General features: G+C 63.9%; 19 protein-coding genes. 5 read left to right on the forward strand and 14 right to left on the reverse strand.

The genetic code is table 11. The annotated features are described in order from the left end of the window. Positions 1–82 precede the first annotated feature (82 nt). From ACO06J_RS09990 to ACO06J_RS10000, 3 genes are all read right to left on the reverse strand, one after another. On the reverse strand, positions 83–874 hold the full coding sequence (locus ACO06J_RS09990) for a class I SAM-dependent methyltransferase (RefSeq protein ID WP_421760559.1): 792 nt from the start codon (positions 872–874) through the stop codon (positions 83–85). 138 nt (positions 875–1,012) lie between these two features. After that, a complete protein-coding gene (locus tag ACO06J_RS09995; protein WP_421760560.1) occupies positions 1,013–2,872 on the reverse strand; it encodes an ABC transporter ATP-binding protein in 1,860 nt (619 codons plus the stop codon). A 237-nt stretch (positions 2,873–3,109) separates the two neighbouring features. Next, complete coding sequence (locus ACO06J_RS10000) at positions 3,110–4,972, reverse strand: ABC transporter ATP-binding protein (protein WP_421760561.1); 1,863 nt, start codon at positions 4,970–4,972, stop codon at positions 3,110–3,112. A gap of 309 nt (positions 4,973–5,281) precedes the next feature. Between ACO06J_RS10000 and pepN the strand changes: the two genes are divergently transcribed. Beyond that, positions 5,282–7,921: an aminopeptidase N gene (gene pepN, locus ACO06J_RS10005; protein WP_421760562.1), complete on the forward strand. Its 2,640-nt coding sequence runs from the start codon at positions 5,282–5,284 to the stop codon at positions 7,919–7,921. A 254-nt stretch (positions 7,922–8,175) separates the two neighbouring features. Beyond that, positions 8,176–9,354 carry a sensor histidine kinase gene (locus ACO06J_RS10010; RefSeq protein WP_421760563.1) on the forward strand — a complete coding sequence of 393 codons (1,179 nt, stop codon included), beginning with the start codon at positions 8,176–8,178 and terminating at the stop codon, positions 9,352–9,354. Here ACO06J_RS10010 and ACO06J_RS10015 read toward each other — a convergent pair. From ACO06J_RS10015 to ACO06J_RS10025, 3 genes are all read right to left on the reverse strand, one after another. Continuing rightward, a complete protein-coding gene (locus ACO06J_RS10015) occupies positions 9,351–9,737 on the reverse strand; it encodes a type II toxin-antitoxin system VapC family toxin (protein WP_421760564.1) in 387 nt (128 codons plus the stop codon). The genes ACO06J_RS10010 and ACO06J_RS10015 overlap by 4 nt on opposite strands. Continuing rightward, the gene (locus tag ACO06J_RS10020) at positions 9,737–9,979 is read right to left on the reverse strand and encodes a type II toxin-antitoxin system Phd/YefM family antitoxin (protein WP_421760565.1); all 243 of its coding nucleotides are present in this window, start codon (positions 9,977–9,979) and stop codon (positions 9,737–9,739) included. The genes ACO06J_RS10015 and ACO06J_RS10020 overlap by 1 nt, the downstream gene beginning before the upstream one ends. A 64-nt stretch (positions 9,980–10,043) precedes the next feature. Continuing rightward, positions 10,044–12,827: a bifunctional [glutamine synthetase] adenylyltransferase/[glutamine synthetase]-adenylyl-L-tyrosine phosphorylase gene (locus ACO06J_RS10025; protein WP_421760566.1), complete on the reverse strand. Its 2,784-nt coding sequence runs from the start codon at positions 12,825–12,827 to the stop codon at positions 10,044–10,046. Positions 12,828–12,972: 145 nt separating this feature from the next. Between ACO06J_RS10025 and ACO06J_RS10030 the strand changes: the two genes are divergently transcribed. Further along, a complete protein-coding gene (locus ACO06J_RS10030; protein ID WP_421760567.1) occupies positions 12,973–13,620 on the forward strand; it encodes a hypothetical protein in 648 nt (215 codons plus the stop codon). A gap of 16 nt (positions 13,621–13,636) precedes the next feature. Here the strand turns inward: ACO06J_RS10030 and ACO06J_RS10035 are convergent, their stop codons facing one another. The 7 genes from ACO06J_RS10035 to ccmI all read right to left on the reverse strand — a co-directional run bounded on the left by ACO06J_RS10035 (position 13,637) and on the right by ccmI (position 21,553). Then, entirely contained in the window at positions 13,637–15,043 is a 1,407-nt protein-coding gene (locus tag ACO06J_RS10035; protein ID WP_421760568.1) for an ATP-binding protein, read from the reverse strand. After that, entirely contained in the window at positions 15,040–15,711 is a 672-nt protein-coding gene (locus ACO06J_RS10040) for a response regulator transcription factor (RefSeq protein ID WP_421760569.1), read from the reverse strand. Before ACO06J_RS10040 ends, ACO06J_RS10035 begins: the two co-directional genes overlap by 4 nt. Before the next feature lie 164 nt (positions 15,712–15,875). Beyond that, positions 15,876–17,423 (reverse strand): Do family serine endopeptidase, encoded by a 1,548-nt coding sequence (locus ACO06J_RS10045; RefSeq protein ID WP_421760570.1) that lies wholly within the window; start codon positions 17,421–17,423, stop codon positions 15,876–15,878. Between the two features lie 169 nt (positions 17,424–17,592). Further along, complete coding sequence (locus ACO06J_RS10050) at positions 17,593–18,045, reverse strand: cytochrome c-type biogenesis protein (protein WP_421760571.1); 453 nt, start codon at positions 18,043–18,045, stop codon at positions 17,593–17,595. Further along, positions 18,042–20,009 carry a heme lyase CcmF/NrfE family subunit gene (locus tag ACO06J_RS10055; RefSeq protein WP_421760572.1) on the reverse strand — a complete coding sequence of 656 codons (1,968 nt, stop codon included), beginning with the start codon at positions 20,007–20,009 and terminating at the stop codon, positions 18,042–18,044. The genes ACO06J_RS10050 and ACO06J_RS10055 overlap by 4 nt, the downstream gene beginning before the upstream one ends. 18 nt (positions 20,010–20,027) lie before the next feature. Further along, on the reverse strand, positions 20,028–20,495 hold the full coding sequence (gene ccmE / locus ACO06J_RS10060) for a cytochrome c maturation protein CcmE (protein ID WP_421760574.1): 468 nt from the start codon (positions 20,493–20,495) through the stop codon (positions 20,028–20,030). Continuing rightward, positions 20,492–21,553: a c-type cytochrome biogenesis protein CcmI gene (ccmI, locus tag ACO06J_RS10065; protein ID WP_421760575.1), complete on the reverse strand. Its 1,062-nt coding sequence runs from the start codon at positions 21,551–21,553 to the stop codon at positions 20,492–20,494. Before ccmI ends, ccmE begins: the two co-directional genes overlap by 4 nt. Positions 21,554–21,695: 142 nt before the next feature. Here ccmI and ACO06J_RS10070 point away from each other — a divergent pair, with 142 nt between their 5' ends. Both ACO06J_RS10070 and ACO06J_RS10075 read left to right on the forward strand, forming a co-directional pair. Next, positions 21,696–22,760, forward strand: a complete 1,065-nt coding sequence (locus ACO06J_RS10070; RefSeq protein WP_421760576.1) for a hypothetical protein — start codon at positions 21,696–21,698, stop codon at positions 22,758–22,760. Beyond that, on the forward strand, positions 22,757–24,736 hold the full coding sequence (locus ACO06J_RS10075) for an FAD-dependent oxidoreductase (protein ID WP_421760577.1): 1,980 nt from the start codon (positions 22,757–22,759) through the stop codon (positions 24,734–24,736). Before ACO06J_RS10070 ends, ACO06J_RS10075 begins: the two co-directional genes overlap by 4 nt. On the opposite strand, the gene ACO06J_RS10080 is transcribed toward ACO06J_RS10075, so the two are convergent. Then, positions 24,733–25,935, reverse strand: a complete 1,203-nt coding sequence (locus ACO06J_RS10080; protein ID WP_421760578.1) for a hypothetical protein — start codon at positions 25,933–25,935, stop codon at positions 24,733–24,735. The two genes, ACO06J_RS10075 and ACO06J_RS10080, sit on opposite strands and share 4 nt — an antisense overlap. Positions 25,936–25,946: the final 11 nt, after the last annotated feature.

Below are 25,946 nucleotides of genomic sequence, written 5' to 3' on the forward strand. Positions count from 1 at the left end.
CAATTGATCAAACTGCTGCGGGTTCTAGCCGGGTTCTGGCGCGGTGCCAACGGGAAGGAAGTCGCGAGGAGCGCCGTGCAGATTAGTGGGGCACCTTGCCCTTCACCGCATTGACGAAGCGCTCGTACGCGATGCTGCCGTCGCTGGCGATTGGCAACTGCTCGGCGAGCCGGGCCCGGAGCTGCTGCTGCTCATCTTTGCCCATTTTAGCGAACATGGCCCCCATCGGGCCGACAGCGACAAAGTTCGAGTCCCAGAACTCGTCGAGGCTGGCGTGACGCACGGTCAGGCCTATCACTTTGGTTTCCACTTCCAGCAACCCCGCTCCCCCCCAGAACCCCCGCATCGCTTCAAGGCCCGAGGCGGGAGGATTTGGAACTACTCCGGGGGTAAGTCCCATCGCGGTCAGCGCGTCGGCCATCGGCGTCAATGGAGTGCCGGTGCCTTCAATGTCCCACATGTAGGTCGCGACCAGTCCGCCGGGTCGCACCACGCGCCGCATTTCAGCGGCAGCCTTTTCAGGCTGCGGCAAGAACGCAATCACCAGCGCCATGATGGCGACGTCGAAGCTGTCGTCAAGAAATGCCAGGTTCTGCGCATCGCCAATGGCAAATTTCGCAAGCTGGGTGGCCGGGCGGGTGCGCGCGAAGGCAATCTGGCCTTCCGACGGGTCTACCGCGTCGACCGAAGCAGGCGCAGTGCGCGCGATGATCTCTTCGGTGAACGCACCATTGCCACAACCGGAATCGAGCCAGCGTTGCCCGCTTGCTGGGGCCAGCCAGTCGAGGAAGCTGGCGCCGACGATGCGGCTCCAGCGCCCCATCATCTTTTCATACGCCTTGCCGTCCGAGAACATATTGGGAGCGTCGCTCATTGGCCATCCTCCGAACGGCACCTGGCCGCGTTAGCAGGATGCCACATCTGCGGTTGGAGCGCCAATGCCGCACGCGCCTTCCCCGTGGCGGGGAGCAAGTTGGGGCGGCGCAAGTGACGCCGCCCCATTCTGACTGGCCTACTCGGCCGCCTTGCCCAGATCGAGGAAACCACCGGACTGGCGTTCCCAGAGCTGCGCATAGTGGCCGCCCGATGCGAGAAGCGAGGCGTGGGTGCCTTCTTCGACGATCTGGCCCTTTTCGAGTACCACCAACCGGTCCATCGCGGCGATGGTCGAGAGCCGGTGCGCGATGGCGATCACGGTCTTGCCCTGCATCAGCGACACCAGTTGCTCCTGGATCGCCGCCTCGACTTCGCTGTCGAGGGCAGAGGTTGCCTCGTCCAGAACCAGGATCGGGGCGTTCTTCAGGAGCACGCGGGCGATGGCAACGCGCTGGCGCTGGCCGCCGGAGAGCTTGACGCCCCGCTCGCCGACATGGGCGTCGTAGCCCCGGCGGCCGCGGAGATCCTGCAGCCCGGCGATCACATCGGCGACCTTGGCCTGCTCGGCGGCGCGGATCATCTCCTCGTCGCTGGCAGACTGGCGGCCATACTTGATGTTCTCCCGGATCGAGCGATGCAGCAGCGAAGTATCCTGGCTCACCAGACCCACTGCAGCCCGCACGCTTTCCTGCGAGACGTTGCGCACGTCCTGCCCGTCGACCCGGATCGCCCCGCTTTCGACGTCGAACAGCCGCAGCAGCAGGTTGACCAGCGTCGACTTGCCGGCCCCTGACCTGCCGACCAGCCCCACCTTCTCGCCCGGGCGGATTTCGAGGTTGAAATCCTCCATCACGGTGCCGTCCTTGCCGCGCCAGTAGTTGAAGCTGACGTTGTCAAAGACGATGCCGCCCTTTTCCACCTTGAGCGCCGGTGCGCCCGGCGCATCAATCATGGCGATGGGCTGGGCGATGGTATCCATCGAGTCCTTCACCGTGCCGATCTGGCGGAAGATGTTGGAGCCGATATCGAGGATCCAGCCGCTCATGTTCATGATCTGCAGGGCGAAGGGGATCGCGGTGGCCACCGCCGCCGCGCTCAGCGTACCGGTATTCCAGCCCGAGAGCGCCATCCAGGTGATCGAGATCACCAGCGCCGCGTTGAGCAGGAAAAGCACGCTCCACATGTAGGTGAAGACGCGCATCAGCTTCTGGAACTCGACCGTGTGGTCAATCACCGAATCCGACACGTACTTGTCCTCGTGACCATCGGTCGAGAAGGTCTTGAGCGTGTGGATGTTGGTGTAGCTGTCGACGATGCGGCCGGTCATCACGGAGCGGGCTTCCGAGAGATCCTCGGAATACTTGGCAATGAGCGGCATGGTGATGACGAACAGGATGCCATAGAGCACGAGCCAGACGGCGACCGGGATCAGTAGGATCCAGTCGAGCCCAGCCAGCGCAATCACGGCAACCACCACAAAGACCAGCGCATACCAGGCGGCATCGATCGACAGGTTCACTGCCGTTTCGATGGCCTCACCGGCCTGCATGATCTTGTTGGCGATACGCCCGGCAAAGTCGTTCTGGAAAAAAGTCCAACTCTGCCGGATGACGTGCCAATGGCTCTGCCACCGCACGAGGTTGACGATCGAGGGCACGATGGCGTGGTTTCGCACCAGCTGGTCGAGGACGAAGGTGATCGGCCGAACGCCGAGCAACACGGCAACCATCACCAAAAACGTCGGCCAGTGGAGAGAGAACATCTCCCCCTTGGGCGTGTTGGCCAGCATGCCGACCACGAGACCGACAAAGATCGGCATCATGGCGTCGGCGACAGAACCGACGGCAACCAGCACCATGCGCAGCCCGAGAGCAACGCGGAACTGCTTGATGAAATAGAACATGAATTTGTTGACGCCCGTCGGGGGCGTCGTGTCCGCGGCCAGCGCTATTGGGCTGTAGCGGGCGTCGAACCAGGCGATGACTCGGTTGAGCATAATGATCTCATTGTTCCGAGCCCGATCTCTGACGTAACGTCAGGTCAGGGCTACAAGTTGTTGCTTTCGTTTTACTTTCACGTGGCTCAAAAGGGCACGCGGGCTCTGGTCAATGCGGTGGTTAGTGGTTTCCATCTGATCCTCCTTGGGATGCGTTGGGTGGTTGATCGCAGGTCCTCAGTCATCCCCTTGGGGATGGATAAAAGGTGGTGGCATCTACTCTACGGGAAGGCATCATCACTGCGCGGCCTCCTCGGTTTCGTCGAGTTCGAGGAAACCGCCCGACTGCCGCGCCCAGAGCTTGGCGTAGTGCCCGCCGGTGGCCAGCAATTGCGCGTGCGTCCCCTGCTCGACGATCTTGCCCTGATCGATCACCACCAGCCGGTCCATCATGGCGATGGTCGAGAGCCGGTGGGCGATGGCAATCACGGTCTTGTTGCGCATCAATAGCTGGAACTGGTCCTGGATCGCGGCCTCGACTTCGCTGTCCAGCGCCGAGGTCGCTTCGTCCAGCACCAGGATCGGCGCGTTCTTGAGCAGCACCCGGGCGATGGCGATGCGCTGGCGCTGCCCGCCCGAGAGCTTGACGCCACGCTCGCCGACATGCGCGTCGTAGCCCTTGCGGCCCTTGAGATCGACCAGCGTCTCGATGAATGCGTCGGCCTCGGCGAGCCGAGCCGCCGCGATCATCTCGGCTTCCCCTGCATCGGGGCGGCCATAGAGAATGTTCTCGCGCACCGAGCGGTGGAGCAGCGAGGTATCCTGAGTGACGACGCCGATATTGGCGCGCAGCGAGTCCTGCGTGACCGTCGCAATGTCGAAATTGTCGACGGCAATCCGGCCGCTCTCGCGGTCATAAAAGCGCAGCAGCAGATTGACGATGGTGGACTTGCCAGCGCCGGAACGCCCGACCAACCCGATCTTTTCGCCGGCCTTCACGTGGAGGTTGAAGTCCTCGATGACGCCCGACTGCTTGCCGTAGTGGAAGGAGACGTTCTCGAAATTGATGTCACCTTTCACCGTACCAATCGGCTTGGCGTCCGGCGCATCGGCGACCACACGTGACATGGAGAGCGAGCTGATGCCGTCGCGCACGATGCCGATGTTCTCGAACAACGCCGACATCTCCCACATCACCCACTGGCTCATGCCCTGGAAGCGCAGCACCAGCGAGGCCGCCACCGCGATAGCACCGGGCGACATGGCCGCGTTCAGCCACAGCGAGATGCCCACCGCGACCACTGAGGCGAGGAGGATGCAGTTCATCGTGGTGATGGTCACCTGCAGCAGCGACACCAGCCGCATCTGGCCGTGCACAGTGCCGAGGAACTCATCCATCCCCTCACGGGCATAGCTTTCCTCGCGCCGCGAGTGAGAGAACAGCTTGACCGTGGCGATGTTGGTGTAGCTGTCGACGATGCGGCCGGTCATCAGCGAGCGGGCATCGGCCTGCAGTTCGGAAATCTTGCCCAGGCGTGGGATGAAGTACCAGAGCAGCGCGACGTAAGCCGCCAGCCACACGAGGAACGGCACGGCCAGCCAGAGGTCACTCATCGCCGCCAGCACGACGGCACCGGCGAAATAGACGACCACGAAGACCGTGACATCGAGGATCTTCATGACCACTTCGCGGACGGCGAGCGAGGTCTGCATCAGCTTGGCGCCGATGCGGCCGGCGAACTCGTCCTGGAAGTAGCTCATCGACTGCCGAAGCAGGTACCGATGAGCCATCCAGCGGATGCGCTGCGGGAAGTTGCCCAGCAGCCCCTGATGGATGATCAGCGTATCGGTCAGTTGCAGCAGCGGCAGCACGCCGAGCAGCACTACCGCCATCAAGCCCAGCTTCCAGCCTTCGTTGGCGAGGAAGGTGGCGCGGTCGGCATTGCCCAGCCAGTCGATGATCGAGCCCATGAAGCCGAACAGCGATACTTCCAGTAGCGCGATCGACGCGCCCAGAATGGTCATGGCCAGCAGCCAGCGCTTGGCGCCCTTGGTGTAGTACAGGCAGAACGCGAGCAGGGTCTTGGGGGGCTGTGTCGGCTCATCGGCCGGATAGGGCTCTACCCTGGCCTCGAACCACTTGAACACGCCAGCAAACATCGGCCCTCTCCTATTTCTCGTCCCACGGCAGAACGGCTACAACCTCAACAGCAGTTGAGGTCAAGCGAAGCCTGCGGGTCTGAGGGATTGCCCCTCGCGTCTCTATCTGGATGACGCACGCGACACGCCGATGGCGGCCGGAGGTGCGTGCTGGCAGGATCAGCCTGCACAGACCCCAAAACTGCCCAATTTGGCGGGAATCTGCGACTGACAGGCTGATTGTCAGCCACATAGAATACACTAAACCATGGATTCGGCTGTTGCGGGCGCGCCACAGTCGGTTAACGAGTTGATGTTGTGGAGCATTTGATGCGCGGCGAGAACGAAGAGACCGTCTTCCTCAAGGACTACGTCGAAGGCCCCTATCTGATCGAGAAGGTGGAACTCGACGTGAGGATCGCGCCGGATAGCTCGCGAGTACGCGCTTTTCTCACCATTTCGCCGCGCCCGTCCACGGCGCCGGGCACGCCATTGGTGCTCGATGGGGAGGAGTTGAAGCTCAGTTCGATCGCGATTGACGGGTTACCGCTGGCGCTCACCGCCTATGCCGAGACCTCGACCGGGCTGACGATCGCCGAGCCGCCGCTGAAGCGCTTCGTGCTCGAGACCGAGGTCGTGGTCGAACCGGAAAAGAACACGCGGCTGATGGGGCTCTATCGCTCTTCGGGCACATGGTGCACGCAGTGCGAGCCCGAGGGCTTCCGCCGCATCACCTTTTATCTCGATCGCCCCGACATTCTGGCGCCGTTCCGCGTCCGTATGCAGGCCGACCAGACGCTGGCGCCCGTATTGCTGGCCAACGGCAACCTGGTCGAGCAGGGCAAGCTTGCCGACAACCAGCACTTTGCCGTGTGGGACGACCCGTTCCCCAAGCCCGCCTATCTGTTCGCGATGGTGGCCGGTGACCTTGGCTCAATCCACGACAGCTTCGTCACCAGTTCCGGCCGCACCGTCGCGCTTGGCATCTACTGCACCCACGGCAAGGAAGCCGAGTGCCTCTACGCCATGGATTCGCTGAAGCGCTCGATGGCCTGGGACGAGCGGCGCTTCGGCCGCGAGTATGATCTGGATGTGTTCAACATCGTCGCCGTGTCCGATTTCAACTTCGGCGCGATGGAGAACAAGGGCCTCAACATCTTCAACGACAAGCTGGTGTTCGCCAAGCCCGAGACCGCCACCGACGCCGACTATGCGGCGATCGAGAGCGTCATCGCGCACGAGTATTTCCACAATTGGACTGGCAACAGAATCACTTGCCGGGACTGGTTCCAGCTCTGCCTCAAGGAAGGGCTGACGGTTTATCGCGACCAGGAATTCTCGATGGACGAGCGCTCGCGCCCCGTCGCCCGCATCGAGGATGTGCGCGCGCTGCGGCAGGTGCAGTTCCCCGAGGATGGGAGCCCCTTGGCCCACCCTGCCCGGCCGGACCACTACAAGGAGATCAACAACTTCTACACGGCGACCGTCTACGAAAAGGGCGCCGAGATCGTCCGCATGCTGGCGACACTCCTTGGCGAGGCCAATTTCCGCAAGGGCATGGATCTCTATTTCGAGCGCCACGACGGCGAGGCCACCACCATCGAGGCCTTCATCAAGGTGTTCGAGGACGCCAATGGCGTCGACCTGCAGCACTTCCAGCAATGGTACCTGCAGGCGGGCACCCCCGAGGTGACCGTCACCGACCGGTTCGATGCGGCCACCCAGACCTACACGATCGAGCTCTCCCAGGAGACGCAACCGACGCAGGGCCAGGAGACCAAGCAGCCCATGGTGCTGCCGATCAAGTTCGGCCTCATCGGCCCCAATGGCAGCCCGATGACCTGGAACAGCGTGAGCGGCGGCGACGTGCGCGACGATATGATCGTCATGGACACGAGCAAGCTGACCCTCAGCTTCGCGGGCATTCCCAACCGGCCTGTACCGTCCCTGTTCCGTGGCTTTTCAGCCCCGATCAAGCTCCGCTCCGAGGCGAGCATGACGGAGCAGCTTTTCCTCGCCCGCCACGACAGCGATCCGTTCAACCGCTGGCAGGCGCTCCAGGATGCATCCATGGCCCTGATGCTCGGCGCCATCGGCGGGAAGCCCTGGACCGATGCGCAGGTCTCCGCGCTCGCCGAAGCGCTGGCGGAGACGCTGTTGTCGAAGTCGCTGGATCCGGCGTTCAAGGCGAATGCCCTGCAGCTGCCGGCCGAGCAACTGATCGCCCGCACCATTGGGACCAACATCGACCCCGACCGCATCCATTCTGTCCGCACCCAGTTCATCACTGAGATCGTCGCCCGCAATGCGGCAACGCTGGAGCGGGTCTATCTGACCAATGACAGCCGGCTCGCCTATTCGCCCGATTTCCAGCAGGCCGGCCGGCGAGCCATGAAGAACACCGCCCTCGCCCAGCTGGTGGCCGGTGGCGCCACAGGCGCAGCGCAACTCGCACGCGAACAATACGAGAGCGCCCTCAACATGACCGACCGCATGTCCGCGCTCGGCACCATCGTTCACGCCTGGACGGCCGATGCCGAACCGCTGCTTGCCGATTTCCGCGACCGGTTCACCGCCGATCCGCTGGTCCTCGATAAATGGCTGTCGCTCAACGCCATGGCGCCGGATGGTGCTGTGATCGACCGGCTGAAAGCCATCCTCGCGGCCCCTGATTTCCCGAAGAACAATCCGAACCGGCTCCGCGCTGTGATGGCCACTTTCGGGATGAACAACCCCACCCAGTTCGCGCGGCCCGATGGCGAGGGATTCCGGTTCGTTGCGCAGTTCGTGGGCGACGTCGACACTCGCAATCCGCAGGTCGCCGCACGCGTCCTTACCGCCTTCCGCGTCTGGCAAAGTTTCGAGCCCGGCCGGCGATCGGCGGCGCAGAAGGCTCTGGAATCACTCAAGGAGTCCGGAACGCTCAGCCGCAACGCCGCTGATATCCTCGAGCGCACCCTCGCTGGTTAACGAGGCGTTACCGGTTAGAAAACTTTTTCTTCGTGCCCAAGTGACTCTGCCGACTCACGAATTCCGGCTTCGTCGTCCCACTGTCCCGAACCGCCTCTGGACAGCGACGGCGAAGCAGATTCAAAGTCCCCTCATCGGGGCCGAATGGGTCGTCCCACACCACATTGGCGGAGAACTTGATGCGGCCGACGGAGCAATCCGGGGACGGGGCGAAGCGATTCCGCGCGCCACCATCCGGAGCACAGCAGGGGTGGTTGCGCGCAACCGCCATTCGTCTGCTGACGCGGCTTCTGGCGCGCCTCAAGGCTCAGCCGGCTGATAGCCAGTCAGCCCTCATCGAGACCATGCCATTCGGCGTCGCCTGCTGGAACGCCGAGGCCCGACTGATCGCCAGCAATACCCGCTTCGCCGAGCGCCTCGGCGTCGCGCCCAGCGCACTGCCGATCGGGGCAGCCTATCACGAGGTGGTCAAGGCGCTCTCGATGGGCGGCTACATGGAGTCGGTACGCGAGGACACGCAGAACCGGCTGCTGGAACTGCACCGCGAAGACGGCTCCACCCTCCTCATCGAGGAACGCCCGCTTGCCACGTCAGGGTTCGTGACGCTGGTGATGGACATCACCGAGAGCCGGCGGACCACGCAGCTTCTCACCTCGATCCGCGAGGAACAGCGCCTTCTGGCCCGCCGCTATCACGAGGAAAAGCTTCGCGCCGAAGCCGCCAGCCGCTCCAAGACCAGCTTCCTCGCCCATCTCAGCCACGACATCCGCACCCCGCTCAACCACATCATCGGCTTCACCGACATGCTGCGCCAGCAGCCATTCGGGCCGTTGGGCGACGCGCGCTACCTCAACTATGTCGAAGCGGTCAAAGGCTCCGGCGAGCGGCTCCTGAGCTTTTTCGCCTCGATCCTGGAACTCGCCGAACTCGAAGGCGGACGCCGCGAGATGAAGCGCGACGCCTTCACCGCCGACGAGTTGATGATCGGCGTCCTCCGCCGCTTCTCGTCACAGGCCCAGCGCGCCGGGTTGACGCTCGGCCTCGGTGGCGCCTGCGAGGCGATGCTCTCGGCCGATCGCTTTGCCCTCGAACGTATGGTTGGCAATCTGGTGGAAAATGCTCTTCGCTTCACCCCTCGCGGTGGCCGCGTCACGCTGGCCGCCTATGCCGCCGAGGATGGAGTGGTCATCGAGATTACCGATACCGGTATCGGCATGTCGAACGATCGACTCGAAACCCTGTCGCAGCCTTTCGCCTTCGGTGACGCGGCCCTCACCCGAGATCGCGAAGGTGCCGGGCTGGGCATCGCCATCTCCCGCGCCATCGCCGAACTCAGCGGCGGCCACCTCGCCATCGACAGCCGGCAGGGGCTGGGGACAACCGTCGCAGTGTCACTGCCGCTGATGACGGAGCAGGAAGCACAAGCGGCCTAGAAGACGCGGATCGGGCCGGGGTAGCGGCCGAGTTGGCGATCGACCGTCAGCAGGTCTACACTTTCAACCATCGCCTGGGCGACGAGAAGCCGATCGAACGGGTCTTTATGTATCCAGGGCAGACCTGCGACGGCTATGGCGTGCTCCCCTAGCACGGGCAATTCCCCGTAGCCCGTGTCGAGAAGTTCGGCGCGCATCTCGGCCGCATCAACCCGAAAATCGTCACGGAGCTGCGATTGCTTTATCGCGATTTCCCATATGCTGGCGGCGCTGAACAGGGGCTCAACATCCGGCTGCGTAATGAAGAGCTGAAGTGCTTCAGGCAGTCGTCTAGGCGCGGTCTTAGCCCACAACAGCAAGTGCGTGTCGAGTAATACCCGCATTACTTGCCGTTGAACATTTCGGCGATCTCATCGGCCATCATGGTATCGAAATCGTCCGGAATCTTGAACCGGCCCTCGAGGCCACCAAGCCGCCGAGAGGTATCCACCGCAGGCTGCTCCAGCGGCACCAGCTTCACCATCGGCTTGCCGGCCTTGGCGATGATAACGGTCTCGCCCTTGGCGACTCGGTCCACAAGGCGCGACAGGTGCGTCTTGGCATCGTGAATGTTGACGGTTTCCATGCCGCGCTCCGCAAGTCAGTCCAATGAACTTAGTCCACGAACTTAGTCCACCTGGCCTCGAGTTTCAACCCAGCGTCCGCGCCCGCTCATACCACCGCGCCGCCGCTGCGCTGACCTCGTCCTGCATCTCCCGCAAGTCCTCGGTCAACCGCTCGAAATTCGGCGTGTTGGTCCGCTGCGCCAGCAACTCGCGGAAGGCTTCAGTCCAGCCCTCGTCCTTGAACGGATCAGCGAGCGCCGCGCTCATCACCTGCAGGACCGTCGCGTAAATCCCAAGGATCTCGGCCAGCCGCGCCCCTTCAGGCACAAGGCCGATCTCGCCCATCCGACGCAGCACGGTCGCCGTGTCAGCCTGATGCGCCGCAATGGCTTCTCGCGCCACCAGTTGCGCGGATTGCGCGATGAACTCGAGATCCACCAGCCCGCCGCTTGCCAGTTTCAGGTCAAACGCGTGCCGTGGCGGCCGTTCCTTGGCCATCAGGGCGCGCATGGCCAGCACGTCATCGATGGTCTTCTTCACATCACGCGGACGCGCGAACACGTCTTCGATGGTGCTCTCGATCTTTTCGCCGAAACCGGCATCGGCGATCGCGACCCGGGCGCGGCTGAGCGCAAGGTGCTCCCAGGTCCAGGCGCTATCGCGCTGATACTGCACAAACGCATTGAGGCTGGCAGCGAGCGGCCCTGCATTGCCGGAGGGCCTTAAACGCATGTCGGTTTCGTACAGAACGCCCTCCGAAGTCGGCGCGCTCACCGCCGCAATCAGGCGCTGGGTCAGGCGGGCGAAATATTGACTGGCGGCGAGTGGGCGTTCGCCGTCAGACTCCTCGGTTTCGTCGGTCTCATAGAGGATGACGAAATCGAGATCGGAGCGGGCGGTCATCTCATGGCTGGCGAGCTTGCCGAACGCCAGCAGCGCCACTCGCGCCCCCGGAATGCGCCCGTGGCGCTTGGCGAACTCATAGCGCACCGAAGCGAACAATCGTCGCAACAACGTCTCGGCAAGGGTGGTGAACTGCATGCCGGCGCGCTGCGCATCGACGACACCGGCAAGAAGGCCGGCCGAGATCAGGAAGATCTGTTCCTGTCCGATGATGCGGGCACGATCGATGGTTTCCTGATAGTCTCGCGCATCGCCCAGAAACGTCTCGATCTTGGTCCTCAGCACCAGCCCACGCCGGACTTCATCGGCGAAGGCCGGGTCGATCAACCCGTCCATGACATGGGCCCGGTGGATCACCTGTTCCGCCATGCGCGGCGCCGAGGCCATCAGCGCAACAAGCAGGCTGCGGAGGTTGGCGTGGTTGCGCAGCAGCGCGAACAACTGGACACCAGAAGGTAACCGCGAGAGGAACTGGTCAAACCGGAACAGCGCGTCGTCTGGGTTGCCGGCTTCGGAAATGGTCTCCAGCAGCGCCGGCAAGAGTTCGGTCAGGTGTGCGCGCGCAGCAGCCGCACGGGTCGCAGCATAGCTGCCATAGTGCCATTTCTTCACTGTCTCGATGGCGCGCGATGGCTCCTTGAAGCCGATGCGCGACAACGTTTCCAGCGTTTCCGGGTCATCATCGCTGCCGGTGAAAACCAGGCTTCCCTCGCCCGCTGCGAGGCTTTCGCCGCCTGCAAACAGGTCCGAATAATACCCGACAACCAGATTCAACGCCGCTCGGTAAGCCTTTTCAAATGCTGGTAAATCCGGCTGGTCCATCAGCCGCGCGATAACTGCGATCTCGTCCGGCGCCTCCGGCATCACATGCGTTTGCGCATCGCGCAGCATCTGCAGCCGGTTCTCGACAGCACGCAGCCACCAATAGGTGCGCGTCAGGTCGGCTGCGGCCTTCTTCGAAATCCAGTTGGCGTCCGCCAGTGCCTTCAGCGCCGCTGCCGTCGGCCGCACGCGGAGGCTCCTGTCGCGCCCACCGGCAATGAGCTGCTGGGTCTGGGTAAAGAACTCGATCTCGCGGATGCCGCCCAATCCGAGCTTGACGTTGTGCCCGGCCACCCGGATATCGCCGACATTCTTCGAGATATTGATCTGCCGCTTCATCGCCTGGATGTCGGCGATGGTCGCGAAGTCGAGGTGCTTGCGCCAGATATAGGGCGCCAGCTCAGTTATGAATGCCTCCCCAACCCGCATGTCCCCCGCGCAGGGCCGCGCCTTGATCCAGGCGGCGCGCTCCCAGTTCTGGCCGCGGCTTTCGTAATAGGCGAGCGCCGCATCCACCGAGAGCGCTACCGGCGTCGCGCCTGGGTCGGGCCTGAGCCGCAGGTCGGTACGGAATACGTATTCGTCCCCTGCCCGATCCTGCATCAGCGCGGCAAGGCGCTGCACAATGCGCGAGAAGATTTTGGTCGCCTCGCCTCGATCCTGCATCTCAACAAGCCTCGGATCGAAGAAGGCGACGATGTCGATGTCGCTCGAATAGTTGAGCTCGCGCCCGCCGTGCTTGCCGAGCGCGAAGATCGCAAGCCCTGACGTCGCGGCGCTCGCAGATGCCGCCTCGATCTGCCCTTTGGCCGCGGCGAGCCGCATCAGCAGATCGAGCCCGGCCTCAAGGGCTGCGTCGGCGAGATCGGAGAGCGCAGCGGTCGATTGTGCGGTGGTCCATTTGCCGCTGGTCTCCGAGACTGCCGCAAGCAGTGCTATGCGACCCTTGGCCGTACGCAGAAGCGGGACGAGTTCTGCTTCGGACGAGGCACTTCGACCAGCCTCGCGCACCTGCTCCAGGGCCAGTTTCAGGGCAACATCGGGGGCGATCTTGTCCGCTGCGGCAAACCAGTCGGCGTGTTTGCGCACCAGTTCGGCGAGATAGGGCGCAGAGCCGAGCAGTGTTTCTAGGGCAACTGTCATGGTCGATCGATATCGGGGCTGATGCTGCGGAGCAAGACTGCCACCGAAATCGACAGAAGGTGAAGCTAAACCGCGATTTGGCGGCTAGCTTTCCCGATTGACGCCGCTATGTTTCGCCGCACTCGAATCCGGTGAAGAGACAACAATGCGACTCAGTTCCGCCGCCATCGCCCTGTTTGCCGCTTTTGCCCTTGGCAGCGCTCCAGCGGCCGCAGCCGGGCTATCGGGCATCGGCAAGGCCATCTTTGGAAGCACTTTCACTTTCAACAAGGCCAACATTCCAACCGTGCCAGTTGAAGCGATCACCGTCGGGGGTCTGAAAGTGGTGTTGCAGAACACCCGGCTCAGCGAAGTGAAGAAGGCCTTCGGCGGCACGCCTCTGCAGTCAGGCGATGGCAGCGGCCGCGCCGATTGGCTTTGCTACACCACCGATGGCAGCAAGGGCCCCAAGGCCAATATCTGGTTCATTTCCAACGCGCTTGGTGGGCATGACTTCGTGATGATGGTCGCCGTCGAACTGGCAAGCAAGGTGACACCGGGCTGCGAGCCTGCTCCGGCCAAGTTGACGCTGCCCAATCTGCCGATCCCCGGCCTTGGTGCCTCGACGGCGGACCTCAAGGCCAAATTCGGTTCTGCCGCCTCCAAGGGTGGCGCGATCAGCTATCGCGCCGACGAGCCCGGCCGAGATGCACTCGGCACCTCGATCAACGTCCAGTATATCGGGTACCTCATCAGCGGCGGCAAAGTGGCCGGCTTCGGGGTTGGCGAAGGGTCTGCGCAAGTCCCGAAGTAAAAGCGCTGCTTGCGCGCTAGATCGCTGGCAGGTCGATGATCGCTCGCACGCCGGGAGCATTGTCTTCGATGCGGAAGCTGCCGTGATGCATCTGCGCAACCGCCGCCACCAATGACAACCCGAGGCCGGATCCCGGCTCGGTGCGGCTCTTTTCAAGCCGCACGAACCGCTCCACAACACGTTTGCGGTCTTCTTCGGCGATGCCAGGGCCATTGTCGGAGACTTCGATAAGCACCCGCTCGCCCTCGCGGCGCAGGCCGACGACAATTCGCCCGGTACGTCCCTCGACCGGCTCATAGTACTTGAGCGCATTTTCGATCAAGTTGACCAGCGCCTGCCCAAGCAGTTCGCGATTGCCCTTGAGCCGCGTGTTCTCGGCAACATTGGTCTCGAACTCGAGCCCCTCCTCCTCGGCCAGCGGGCCGTAGAGTTCGGCGACGTCCGCGACCACCGCGCTGAGATCGAGTTCCGTGAGCGCGCCGGTCGGTGTCCCCGCCTCTGCGCGAGCAATCAGCAGCAGCGCGTTGAAGGTCTTGATCAGCTTGTCGCTTTCGGCAATCGTCGTCTCCAGCGCCTCGCGGTGCGCCGTTTCGCTCTGGCCCTCGCGCAGCGCCGACTCCGCCTTGTTGCGCAGCCGGGTCAGCGGCGTCTTCAGGTCGTGCGCGACATTGTCGGTCACTTCCTTCATCCCCTGCATCAACTGCTCTATCCGGTCGAGCATCCGGTTCAGGCTGGTGGCGAGGGCATCGAACTCGTCATTGCGCCGTGTCACCGGCACGCGCTCGGACAGGCTCCCGCTCATGATCTTGCGTGACGTCGAGGTGATCGTATCGATGCGCCGCAGCACGCGCACCGACGTCAGGACGCCCGCTACCAGCGAAAACAGCAGGATCCCGCCGACGCCCAGGGCAAACCATTGGAAGATAATGGCGGTGTAGCCACGACGCTCCACCACGTCGCGTCCCACCACAAGGATCAGGCCGCTATCGAGCTTTTCCGACCGCACCACCGCGTTGCCCTGCCCGGGCACCTCGCCCGGATCGCCGAACGGACGCTGCCTGTCATAGTTGAAACTATAGGTGCCAGGCGTCGCCAGAACTTCGGGCGGCAGGTCGCTGACATTGCCAACCAGCATCTGCCCTGTCGGATCAGCGAGATAATAGATGCCAGGACCGGGCTGTCCTGCCAACCGGCTCACCGCCATAATGGTTGAACGGAAGCCCTTGGTGCTGTCGAGCTTCATCAGTTGGTCGGCTTCGCGATCGATCGCGTCGGTCTGCTGTTGCTGCAATTGCACGCTCGACTGCCAGGTGATCAGACCCAGCAGAAGCACTGCGAAAACCACAAAGATCAGGATGAAAACGGCCGTCAGCCGGACGGTCGACGTCCGCCAGAGCTGCGTCAGCCGGACCAACCGGTTCATTCGCGGATCATGTAGCCGGCGCCGCGGATGGTGTGCAGCAGCGGGTTGGCATGCCCCTTGTCGATTTTGGCCCTCAGCCGCGACATGTGCACATCAATGACGTTGGTCTGCGGGTCGAAATGGTAGTCCCAGACGTTTTCGAGCAGCATGGTGCGGGTCACCACCTTGCCGGCGTTCTTCATCAGGTACTCGAGCAGCCGGAACTCGCGCGGCTGCAGCAGGATGTTCTCGCCGTCGCGCTCGACCTTGCGCGAGAGCCGGTCCAGCGCCAGCCCGCCGACGGCAAGGCTGGTGGCGGCCTCGGCCGGGCTCGAGCGGCGGGCCAGGACCTCAATGCGCGCGAGCAGCTCGGTAAAGGCGTACGGCTTGACCAGATAGTCATCGCCTCCGGCACGCAGGCCGGTCACCCGGTCATCGACCTCGCCAAGGGCGGAAAGGATCAGCGCTGGGGTCTGGTCGGATTCGGCGCGGAGGCTTTCGATGATCGAGAGCCCATCGCGGCGCGGCAGCATGCGGTCGACGATCAGCACATCATAGTCCATCGAGGACGCCATGGCGTAACCAGTCTCGCCGTCGCTGGCGTGGTGGGTCACGTGCCCCGCCTCGTCAAGCGCCTGGATCAGATAACTTGCCGCCTCGCGGTCGTCTTCAATGAGCAGAATTTTCATGTCGTTTAGCCCCAAAGCAAGACCGCCATCAGCGGATCCAGCGACCCGGCGCCCCACCGGTTCTTCACTCCCTACTGCAGCCACTACCATAGCAAAACCAGCACAAGAGAAGTCCTAATAGAAACCGGCCCCGTAGCATCAAACTACGGGGCCGGCAGCTTTGCTTAGTTGGCGCTCAGCGGCAGGCCGATGAAGCGGCTGTTGCCGTCACGCTGCGCCTTGACCAGCGCGGTGTTGCGGCCAGCATCCTTCACGCTCTGGATGGCCTTTTCGAACTCATCGACCGTCTTCACGTCCTGGTTGTTGACCTGGAGGATGGTGTCACCCACGGCAAAACCCTTTTCGGCTGCCGGAGAGTTCGGGTCGATGTCCTGGATCAGTAGTCCCGGGCCATCGGCGTTCGGAACCAGCGTCACGCCGACGCTAGTGGCGGCGGGAGCTGCGGGCTCGTCAGCCGGAGCGGGCTTTTCTTCGGCGACCTTCGGGGTCTCGTCGAGCTTCCCCAGTTCCACCGTGAACGGCACTTCCTTGCCATCGCGCCAGACAGTCAGCTCAACCTTGGTGCCGGGGTTCTTGCTCGCAATCGTGCGGCTCAGATCCAGCGCGTTGTTGATCTCCTTGCCGTCGACCTTGGTGATCACATCTCCCGACTTGATCCCTGCCTTGTCGGCCGGGCTGTCCTTGGTCGGCTCGGTGACGAGCGCGCCGTGAGCAGACTTGAGGCCAACGCTTTCAGCGATATCCGTCGAGACGTCCTGGATGCCGACGCCGAGGAAGCCGCGGGTCACCGAACCAGAGTCGATCAGCTGCTGGCTCACCTGCTTGACGACGCTGGCGGGGATCGCAAACGCAATACCCACATTGCCGCCATTTGGGGAGAAGATGGCGGTGTTCACGCCGACGACTTCGCCGTTCATGTTGAAGTCCGGGCCGCCCGAGTTGCCGCTGTTGACGGCCGCGTCGATCTGCAGGAAATCGCCATAGGCAGAGCCGGCAATGTCACGGCCACGGGCCGAAACGATACCAGCGGTCACCGTGCCACCGAGGCCAAACGGGTTGCCAACGGCCACCACCCACTCGCCAACGCGGGCTTCGGTCTCAGACAGCTTGACGAACGGCAGGTCCTTGCCATCGTCGATCTTGACCACCGCGAGGTCGGTCTTGACGTCGGTGCCGACGACCTTGCCGGACACTTCGTCGCCATTGTCGAACACCACGGTCACCTTGTCGGCGTTCTCGACGACATGGTTGTTGGTGACGATGTAGCCGTCAGCGGAAATGATGAAGCCCGAGCCGGCTGCCATGAACTTGCGCGGCGCCTGCGGAGCGTTGTCATTGCCGGGGCCGCCCTGGCCGAACTGCTGGCCGAACTGGTCCATGAAGTCCTTGAACGGGCTGCCATCGGGCAGATCGGGGAAGTTGAAGTTGAACTGCTTGCCGCCGCGCTTCAGGTCGCGCGTATCGGCCTTTTCGCCGCCCTCAACGATTATCGAGACCACGGCGGGCTTTACGGCCTCGACGAGGTCGGCAAAGTTCGGGGCGTTGGTGACGGCCGGTGCGGTGATCTGCGCAGCAGGCAGGAGCTTTGCAGTCTGGGCCGAGCTCGTTCCGGTAGCGGCCACGAAAGCCGAGCCACCGCCGATGCCGGCCAGAATGGCGAGGGCAGACGCCCCCACAAATTTCTTGGTCCTGGAAGAGAAAGTCGAGCGCATGATGGTCTCCTTCAATCGGGCACTCTTGAATGCCCCGATTTATGGTGACCCCAGCCTTTCGGCAGCGTGTCGCTGGCGTTAATATTCGGTAATGTTGCGGAATGTTGCTGAGATGTAATCAGAGCAGCGCTTCGCCGAGGGGGCCGGGTGGAAACGGTTGAGGTAGAGCCTACCGCTCTTCCAGTTCCTGCAATGCCGCCGCCTCTTCCGCACTCAGCGGCACGTCGGTCGCGATCCGCCGCTTCCGCCGCGCGGCGATCAGCACCACAACGCCGCCAATCAGCAACACGCCGGGCGCCGCGATCCAGAGCAGCAGCGTATGCGGCGCCAGCACTGGGTTCAGCAGTACATATTCGCCGTAGCGTGCGACGATGTAGTCAATCGCCTGCTGGTTGGTGTCGCCCGCCGTCAGCCGCTCGCGCACGATGACCCGGAGGTCATGGGCGAGATCGGCATCAGAGTCCTCGATCGACTGGTTCTGGCAGACGAGGCAGCGCAGCCCCTCCGAGATGGTCTTCGCCCGCGACTCAAGCCCCGGGTCACTCAGCATCTCGTCGGGCCGCACAGCTAGCGCCGGCAGGCTCAGCAGCAGCACCGCAAAGATCGCAAGTAGCGCCCTCATTCGGCCGCCACCCGTTGCGGCGCCGGCCGCGGCGCCCCGATGCGTGCCCGCCGGTAGCTCAGCGACAGGAACCCAGCCAGTGCCATCAGCACCGCACCCAACCAGACCAGCGTGATGAACGGCTTATACCAGAGCCGCACCACCGATTTGCCATCGGCGCCGGGCTCGCCCAACTGCAGATAGAGCTGTGAGAAGCCGTAAGTCTCGATCGCCGCTTCGGTCGTCGGCATGCCGCTCTCAGTGTAGACGCGCCTTTCGGCTACCGTGGTGCGCTGCTCGCCGTCACTGGACTGGATGATGAAGGTGCCTGCATCGGCAGCGTAGTTCGGCCCCTGCTCCTTGGTCAGCCCCTTGAACGTCACGGACTGGCCGTGGATCTCGACCACCTGACCCGGCGTCATCGTGGTGACGAGTTCAACCTGCCAGGCGCTGGCAGAAACGATGCCGATCACCGAAATGCCGACGCCCATATGCGCCAGCGCAGTCGACCACGCCGTGCGGGGCAATCCGAACAGGCGGCGGAAGGAGGTGATCATATCGGTGCGGAAGAACTTCGCCCGGTCGATCAGTTCGGCCAGCGCGCCGAACGCCACCCAAAAGCCGAGCAGCAGGCCCAGCGGCGCCAGCGAAATCGAGGCTCCCATCAGCGCAAAGAACAGGATGGCGAGGAACAGCGCCAGTGCGGCAATGCCTGCGAGCCGCTGTGTCACGCCAATCAGGTCGCCCCGCTTCCAGGCAAGGAACGGCCCGAATGGAAGCACGATCAGCAGCGGCACCATGATGGCGCCGAAGGTCAGGTTGAAGAACGGCGCGCCCACCGAAATCGTGTCACCCGTCAGCGCCTCGAGCAGCAGCGGATAGAGCGTGCCCACCAGCACTGCCGCCGCCGCACTGGCGAGAAAGAGGTTGTTGAGGATCAGCGCGCCTTCGCGGCTGATTGGCGCGAACAGACCACCCGCCCTCAGCGAGGAGGCGCGGAAGGCGAACAGCGAGAACGCTCCGCCGATGAACGCCGCCAGCAAAGCGAGGATCACCAGCCCACGCGTCGGATCGGAAGCAAAGGCATGCACCGACGTCAGAACGCCAGAGCGCACCATGAACGTGCCGAGGAGGCTGAGCGAGAAGGTGATGATGGACAGAAAAATCGTCCAGATCTTCAGCGCATTGCGCTTTTCCATCACCAGCGCGGAGTGGAGCAGCGCAGTGCCGGCGAGCCAGGGCATGAAGCTGGCGTTTTCCACCGGGTCCCAGAACCACCAGCCGCCCCAGCCGAGCTCGTAATAGGCCCAGTACGAGCCCATCGCGATGCCGAGCGTCAGGAAGCACCAGCTGACCAGCGCCCATGGCCGCACCCAGCGGGCCCACGCCGCATCGATGCGGCCCGAAATCAGCGCTGCAATGGCAAAGCTGAAGCAGATCGAGAACCCGACATAGCCGGTGTAAAGCAGCGGCGGATGCACCGCGAGACCGATGTCCTGCAGCACCGGATTGAGGTCCTGCCCCTCGAACGGGGCCGGTGAAAGCCGGATGAACGGGTTCGAGGTGAACTCGGTAAAACCGATGAAAGCTGCAGCCAAGAGGCTCTGCATGGCCAGCACCAGTGCCAGCAGATCCTTGGGCAGCGCCTTGCCAAAGGCCGCGACGGCGGCGCCCATGATCACGAGGATCAGCACCCACAGCACCATCGAGCCTTCGTGGTTGCCCCAGACCGCAGTAATCTTGAACAGCAGCGGCTGCGCCGAGTTGGCGTGCTCATAGGCGAGCTTCAACGAGAAGTCCGAGGTGACGAACGCCTGGATCAGCGACGCGAAAGCCGCGGCAATCAGCAGGAACTGCAGGATCGATGCCTGCTGCAAGTAGCTCGCCAGCCGTTCGCGCCGCCAGAATATGAGGCCAAGCACCGCCGCCACTGCCGCGATGGCGAAGGCGAGGACAAAAGCGAAGTGGCCCAGTTCAATACTCACGTCATTTCACCTGGCTGTTCAGCATGTCGGCTTCGGCTTGCTTATGCTTGTCGCTTCCGGCTTCTGCCACTCGCCGCGCTTTTTCAGCTCATCGACGACTTCGCGCGGCATGTAGTTCTCATCGTGCTTGGCCAGCACATTGGTCGCAGCAAATGTCCCTTGGGGCGTTACCGCACCCTCGATCACCACCCCCTGCCCCTCGCGGAACAGGTCGGGGAGCAGGCCGACATAGTGCGCTGCCATTTCGGTTGCGCCATCCGTCACCACGAAGTCCCATTCGTCGCCTTTACATGTCCAACTGCCATCCTTGACCAGCCCGCCCAGCCGGATCGGCGTGCCCGCGGCCACGGCGCGTTCCTTCACTTCCGACGGCGAATAGAAGAACACGATCTGGTCGCGTAACGCGATGAAGATCAGCGTCGCGGCCAGCACCAGAACAGCGCCGATACCGGCAATGATGGCAAAGCGTTTCTGCTTGCGGGTCAATTGGTTGCTACCAGTCCATTATCTGCCGCCAGAACATCCAGCTCGGTGCGCACCTTGGCGTCCGGGAAGGCGGCGCGGGCCGCATCATAGGCTTCCTGCGCCGCGTCTTTTTGACCGAGAACAAGCCGCGACCGCACCAGCCGGGTCCATTCGTCGATCGTGCCGCCCTGCTCCTTCAACCGTTGGGACAGGCCGTCGACCATGCCCGCGATGGCGGTGGAGTTGGTGCCGTTATTGCCGCCCTCCGCTGCAGCCAGCCCTGCCTCGGCGGATGCCACCCAGCTCTCACCGCCCTTGGACATGGCCAGCAGCGCCGTCCAGGCCGCCTTGGCAGCCGGGAAGTCACCGGTGCGTGTCAGCTCGCCTGCAATGTAGTAGCGCGAGCGCACATGCAGGGGGTCCCGCGCCGCGGCACTCTTGAACAGGTCCATCGGCTCGCCAGTGGCATCGCCCTTGGCCGCCATCATCAGCGCCTCGCCGAGATCCGTCTCGCGATCGGCCGTCGCCCCGCTCAGCGCAATCACTTTGCGCAGGGCGATCGCAGCATCAGCGAAGCGTCCCAACTGCATGTAGGCGGGCGCGATCACCGTCCAGCCGCGCACATCTTCGGGAGTCTTGGCGAGCTGCGCCTCGATCTTGGTCACCGCATCGTCCAGCGTCATTTCAGCGGGTGGAATGTCGGCACGCTGTGACAGCGGTTCCGCTGGCAATTCCGGCCGGCCGAGCGCGCCGTAGATGCCGAACGCAAGCAGAGCGGTCAGCGCCACCGCGCCGCCGGTCAGCAAACGCCGCGGACGACTATCCGATGCTGTTGAGTTGTTCTGCTTCAGCCGCAGCAATTCGCGCGCCACTTCGCCTTTGGCTGCAACAGCCTCAGCCGGCGCCAGCCGTCCCAACGCCGCATCCGAGTCGATTTCCTTGAGCTGTAGTTTGATATGTTCGATCTCAGGACTGTCGACAGCGGCTTGCGCTGCGTTGACCCTTGCCCCTGCACCCGCATAATACAATGCAGCGCAGGCGATTGCTGTGACGACGAGGGCGAGAGACCAAAACAGCATGGAACGGGATCTGCCTCAAAGGACCAGTGAACGGCGCGCCCGATCTATAATTGCATTTGCGCCAAAAATGCATCCCGACACGTCGATGTGTGGATGGCGCATTGCCGCAGCCTTGTCCACTCCGGCGGGATGCTGACCCATTATGGCCGATGGCGATTATGATTTCGCGGTGCTCGGCTCTACCCCGCTGGCGGCGCTGCTGGCAGGGCTCCTGGCAGCCCAGCATGGCCGCCGCGTCGCCTTGGTAAGTGATGCTCCTTCCCCGTTTCAACTGCAACGCGGGCTTGATCTCTCCGCCTCCGTGCTCACGCGTCCGGAGACCCTGATCCTCCTCCGCAGCGTCACCGCCGAGACGAGCAAGCTTCTCAATGAACTGGGCAAGGGGCTGGTCGATCGAATCGATCCCCTGTTCATCGCCGAAACCCCAGCTAGCGCTGCCGCGCTGCTGCATTTTCGGCATCTGGGGCGGGCGCTTGGTCTGACCATTGACCTGCAGGCCGATCGCGACCTGCCAAATGCGACGATGATGAAGATCCGCGGCGTCATGCGGATTGCGCAAACCCGGCTGCTCCCCGCCCTCGAGGGCTGGTATGAACGGCACGACGTGCGACGACTGTCGCGTGCGGATACTGTGGTCACCGTCCGCCGCGATGGCTCGGCGCGATTGGCAGCGGGCAGTTTCGTGGTCGACGCTAAAACCGTCATCCTCGCCGACGATGTCGCCATCATCGATCACCTCACAGAGGAGACCCGGGATCGCAGTCTGGTCCTCGTGCCAACCGCCGCAACCCTCCTCGAGCCCAGGAAGCCCCTGCCTGCCCCCGTAACGGCATTTCTTGATCGCGGCGTGGTCGTCCAGCAAGAGGGCCGCTTCGGCGTCAGCGCGGTGGTCAGCGGCGATCAATCAACTGTCCATGCCCGTCTCGGGGCCTCTATCGCACGCGGCGGTCCCGTGCGACGGGCGGGCGAGACGGTTTTCACCAGCGTCACCACCAGCGACGGGGCGCCACTGGTCACCACTGCCAAGGGCGGCAAGGCGATGGTTCTGGCCGGCTTCGGTGCCACTGGGGCCTTTCTCGCTCCGGCCATCGCGCGCTTTGTAGTCGACAAGTCGAGCACCGATGAAGCCCTGTGGTTCGCGGCACGCGGCAGCCTTCGGGGCAACCAGCGGCTTGATGCGGCCGAGTATCAGGCGGCCACCCCATGAGCCCCTACCGCCTCGCCGCCGACGCCGCACACGGATTTGGCGGCGCCGAACTGGACCGGAGCAAGCCCCTCCGCTTCCGCCTCAACGGGCGCGTCGTCACCGGATTTTCCGGCGATACCGTGCTCTCGGCCTCACTCGCCTCGGGCATCCAGATCGCCGGCCGGCAAGGCGATATACCGCTGGCCCTGTCGGAGTCCTTTGCCCCGCAGATCGTCCTCGCCGGCGGCCCGGCCCGCGACCGGCGCGAACTGCCGATGGAGCGCACGCCTGCCCTCGACGGCGTCGACTATGTGACCCGTGGCGAGCGCCGCGACGTTCTTGCGTCCAACGGGCTTGGCGGCCTCGTCCGCAACCTCGTCGTTGGTCCCGGGCGCACCCTCAACCATCGCTTCGGCAGCGGCGGCAGCCCGTCGCCCGCCTGGCTCAGCGCCCCGCCTGAACTCCAGCTCACCGCGGACATTGTGGTCGTCGGCGCCGGCATCGCCGGTCTCAGCGCCGTCGCGGCCGCTCTGGAGCTGGGCAAGCGCGTCATCCTCATCGAGCGAAGCCAATGCGTTGGCGGCGCCATCCGCTTTTTCGGCACTGTCGACAATGAGGAAAACCCGAATACCCTCCTCACTCGGCTCAACGCACAATTGGCGTCTCATCCCCGCCTGACCCAGTTGCTCAGTACCGAGGCCTTTCGCGTCGAGGCGAACCGAGTGCTGGCCCATCAGGTCAGCGTCGAAAACGGCGTCCCCGTGGGTCGCGTGGTCGCCATCACCGCAGACCGCATCATCCTCGCCACCGGTGCACGCGAGCGGCTGCCGATCTTTCCGGGCAACCGTTCACCCGGTGTGGTCGGCGCCCTCGCCGCCTTCCAGCGCGCCGAACGATTTGGTGTTTGGGCCGGCCAGCGCGCACTCTTTGCCACCCCGCACAGCGCCACCTACCGGCTGGCGCTCTATGCGCAGGATGCCGGCATCGCAGTGCAGCGCATCGCCGATACCCGCCTCAACCCCGCCACCCGCTACGTTGATTTCTGCAAGGCGACAGGACTGACGCTGGCTTCAGGGCTGGTCGTCGCCGAGGCCCTTACGCTGAAGCGCAACCTGCCCGGCCTGCGCGTCAGCTTTGCGGTAGCAATTGACGAGATCACCCAGGACGCCACCCCGATTGAAACCGATCAGCTGATCGCCGCCGGCTCCTGGCAGCCCGATATCGCGCTCTGGCTCTCTGCAGGCGGCAGCGCCGCGTGGGATGCCGACAACCACTGGCTTGCCCCGCGTGGAACGCTTGCCAGTATCGCGCTTGCCGGATCTGCCGCCGGCTACCGCTCCACGACTGCCTGCCTCGCCAGTGGCCGGACCACAGTCGATGCGGACAAGTCCAGCGCGCCGATCCTCGATCCGGTCATTGATGTGCTGTTCGAAAGCCCCGATGCGCCCACCCCGGTTGCGCCCTATCGGCCATCGACCCAGGGAGCAGCTTATCTCGATGGCGGCTGGACGCTGATCACCCGCCGTTCCACTGCCGCCAGCCGGCATGGGGTAGCACATCTCGCTGTCCGCCCCGTCGCCCTCAGCCTCGGAGACGTCGCCGGGGCAACCGCCACGGGCCTGGTCCTCGCGCGCGACACGGGGACCGTGGCAGTGGAACGCTGCATCACCGGCGGCGATGTTGCCGATATCGGCTGGCAGGTGCCCAGCGCTGCTCCCGCCGAAACCCCACCCCGGCCGCCGCTGTACCTCACAGGCCGGTTCGGGCCCAAGCCCGTCAGCTGCATCCTCGCTGCCGAGCCAGCACGCGCGTTCGAGCCGGGCTGCATGGTGTTCGAGAGTTCCGATGCCACCGATCCGCTCAAGGCCATCGGGGTGATCTACGCCGCTGGCGGGTTCGCCCTGCTGAGTAAAACCCCACAGCCTGAGGCACCGCTCTACGTCCGCGACAGCAATCGCGCCGTGGCGGTGAAACTGCAAGAGCGGCTGAAGCTTTAGCCTGCCCGGCGTTCGGCGCTGTCGCGGGCCTTGCGGATCACATCGGCATATTCCGTGTTGAAGCGCAGCTCGGCCATCTTGATGGTCGCATCGAGCCGCTCTGCCGCAATATGGTCGGCGGGGTTGGCGCGGAAGGCATCGAGGTTGCGCTGCATGTGCAGCTCGATCGTCTGGCCCACCTGCGTCCAGGTCTTTTCAAACAGCGCATTGAGCGCCAGCGAGTCGCGGCAATCGCGCACCGTCGCGAGGATGTAGCAGCCGTTCAGCGCCTGCAGCAGCTGGTCACTGTCGATGCGGTCCGGCAGCCCGTCCCCCCGGCGCCGCAGCGCGCGATTGACGTCCGGCGCGACGTTCGCCAGCTTGGGCTCGATCAGCTCAGACATGGTCTTGGTGAGCCCGGCAATGATCATCGCCCAGCGGCTGAAGCGGCCGAGTTCGAGATAGCCGCTCACCGCCCGTACCAGTCGATGGAACCGGTCCACCGAACGGCAGACCAGATCGATATCGGCAAAGGCGCCGATCTGGTCGAGCGCTGGCAACTGTGCCTGGGCATGCGACAGCATCGCGTCGATGAGCGGCGAAAAGCCCGCCCGGTGCACCGGGCCCTCAGAGGCCGAACCAGCGATGCGCAGCACCGCGGTCGTCAGCCTTGATGGATTGCTCACCTGCCCAACGGCCACATGCATCAGCAGTGCCGTCACAGCAGCGTCGGTGAGCGGCATCGATTGCAGCGCGAGGCCAAGAGCCGCCTCATCGGTCATGGAGTTTGCGGCGCGGCCAAACACCTGCGCCTTCTCCAGGATGGCTCGGCACTTCAGCGCCTGCAGCACCACGGGCAGACGTAACCACGCCGGCTCGCCGCCAAACTGCACCTTGATCCGGCGCAGCGATTCCGGCTTGTTCGCCGCATCGGCAATGGCCGCCTTGGCGCGCTGCAGCAGAACCGGGACATGTCCATCGATGAGGGCGCGCGCCGCCTCTTCATCGTCCGGCAGATCGCCCAGCAGGTCCGGCGCCAGGTCCCGATGCATCCACACCCACGCCGCCTCGGCGTGCTTGGCCGCAACAGCACCATCAAAATCGAAGCTGGTCGGGCTGGGCACGATCACAGCATCGATCAGCCCGCCGAACGGACGAGAGGTTGCGTGCGCGCCGCGTGCGCCACCTGCTGCTGAATGCTGCTCGATAGAATCAGGCATGTAACCAAACG

Source organism: Devosia sp. (assembly GCF_965229025.1).
Lineage (GTDB): Bacteria > Pseudomonadota > Alphaproteobacteria > Rhizobiales > Devosiaceae > Devosia_A.

Coding starts and splice junctions, on each gene's coding strand:
- ACO06J_RS09990 (WP_421760559.1), bottom strand. CDS start 874: ATGAGCGACGCTCCCAATATGTTCTCGGACGGCAAGGCGTATGAAAAG.
- ACO06J_RS09995 (WP_421760560.1), bottom strand. CDS start 2,872: ATGCTCAACCGAGTCATCGCCTGGTTCGACGCCCGCTACAGCCCAATA.
- ACO06J_RS10000 (WP_421760561.1), bottom strand. CDS start 4,972: ATGTTTGCTGGCGTGTTCAAGTGGTTCGAGGCCAGGGTAGAGCCCTAT.
- pepN (WP_421760562.1), top strand. CDS start 5,282: ATGCGCGGCGAGAACGAAGAGACCGTCTTCCTCAAGGACTACGTCGAA.
- ACO06J_RS10015 (WP_421760564.1), bottom strand. CDS start 9,737: ATGCGGGTATTACTCGACACGCACTTGCTGTTGTGGGCTAAGACCGCG.
- ACO06J_RS10020 (WP_421760565.1), bottom strand. CDS start 9,979: ATGGAAACCGTCAACATTCACGATGCCAAGACGCACCTGTCGCGCCTT.
- ACO06J_RS10025 (WP_421760566.1), bottom strand. CDS start 12,827: ATGACAGTTGCCCTAGAAACACTGCTCGGCTCTGCGCCCTATCTCGCC.
- ACO06J_RS10030 (WP_421760567.1), top strand. CDS start 12,973: ATGCGACTCAGTTCCGCCGCCATCGCCCTGTTTGCCGCTTTTGCCCTT.
- ACO06J_RS10035 (WP_421760568.1), bottom strand. CDS start 15,043: ATGAACCGGTTGGTCCGGCTGACGCAGCTCTGGCGGACGTCGACCGTC.
- ACO06J_RS10040 (WP_421760569.1), bottom strand. CDS start 15,711: ATGAAAATTCTGCTCATTGAAGACGACCGCGAGGCGGCAAGTTATCTG.
- ACO06J_RS10045 (WP_421760570.1), bottom strand. CDS start 17,423: ATGCGCTCGACTTTCTCTTCCAGGACCAAGAAATTTGTGGGGGCGTCT.
- ACO06J_RS10050 (WP_421760571.1), bottom strand. CDS start 18,045: ATGAGGGCGCTACTTGCGATCTTTGCGGTGCTGCTGCTGAGCCTGCCG.
- ccmI (WP_421760575.1), bottom strand. CDS start 21,553: ATGCTGTTTTGGTCTCTCGCCCTCGTCGTCACAGCAATCGCCTGCGCT.
- ACO06J_RS10070 (WP_421760576.1), top strand. CDS start 21,696: ATGGCCGATGGCGATTATGATTTCGCGGTGCTCGGCTCTACCCCGCTG.
- ACO06J_RS10075 (WP_421760577.1), top strand. CDS start 22,757: ATGAGCCCCTACCGCCTCGCCGCCGACGCCGCACACGGATTTGGCGGC.
- ACO06J_RS10080 (WP_421760578.1), bottom strand. CDS start 25,935: ATGCCTGATTCTATCGAGCAGCATTCAGCAGCAGGTGGCGCACGCGGC.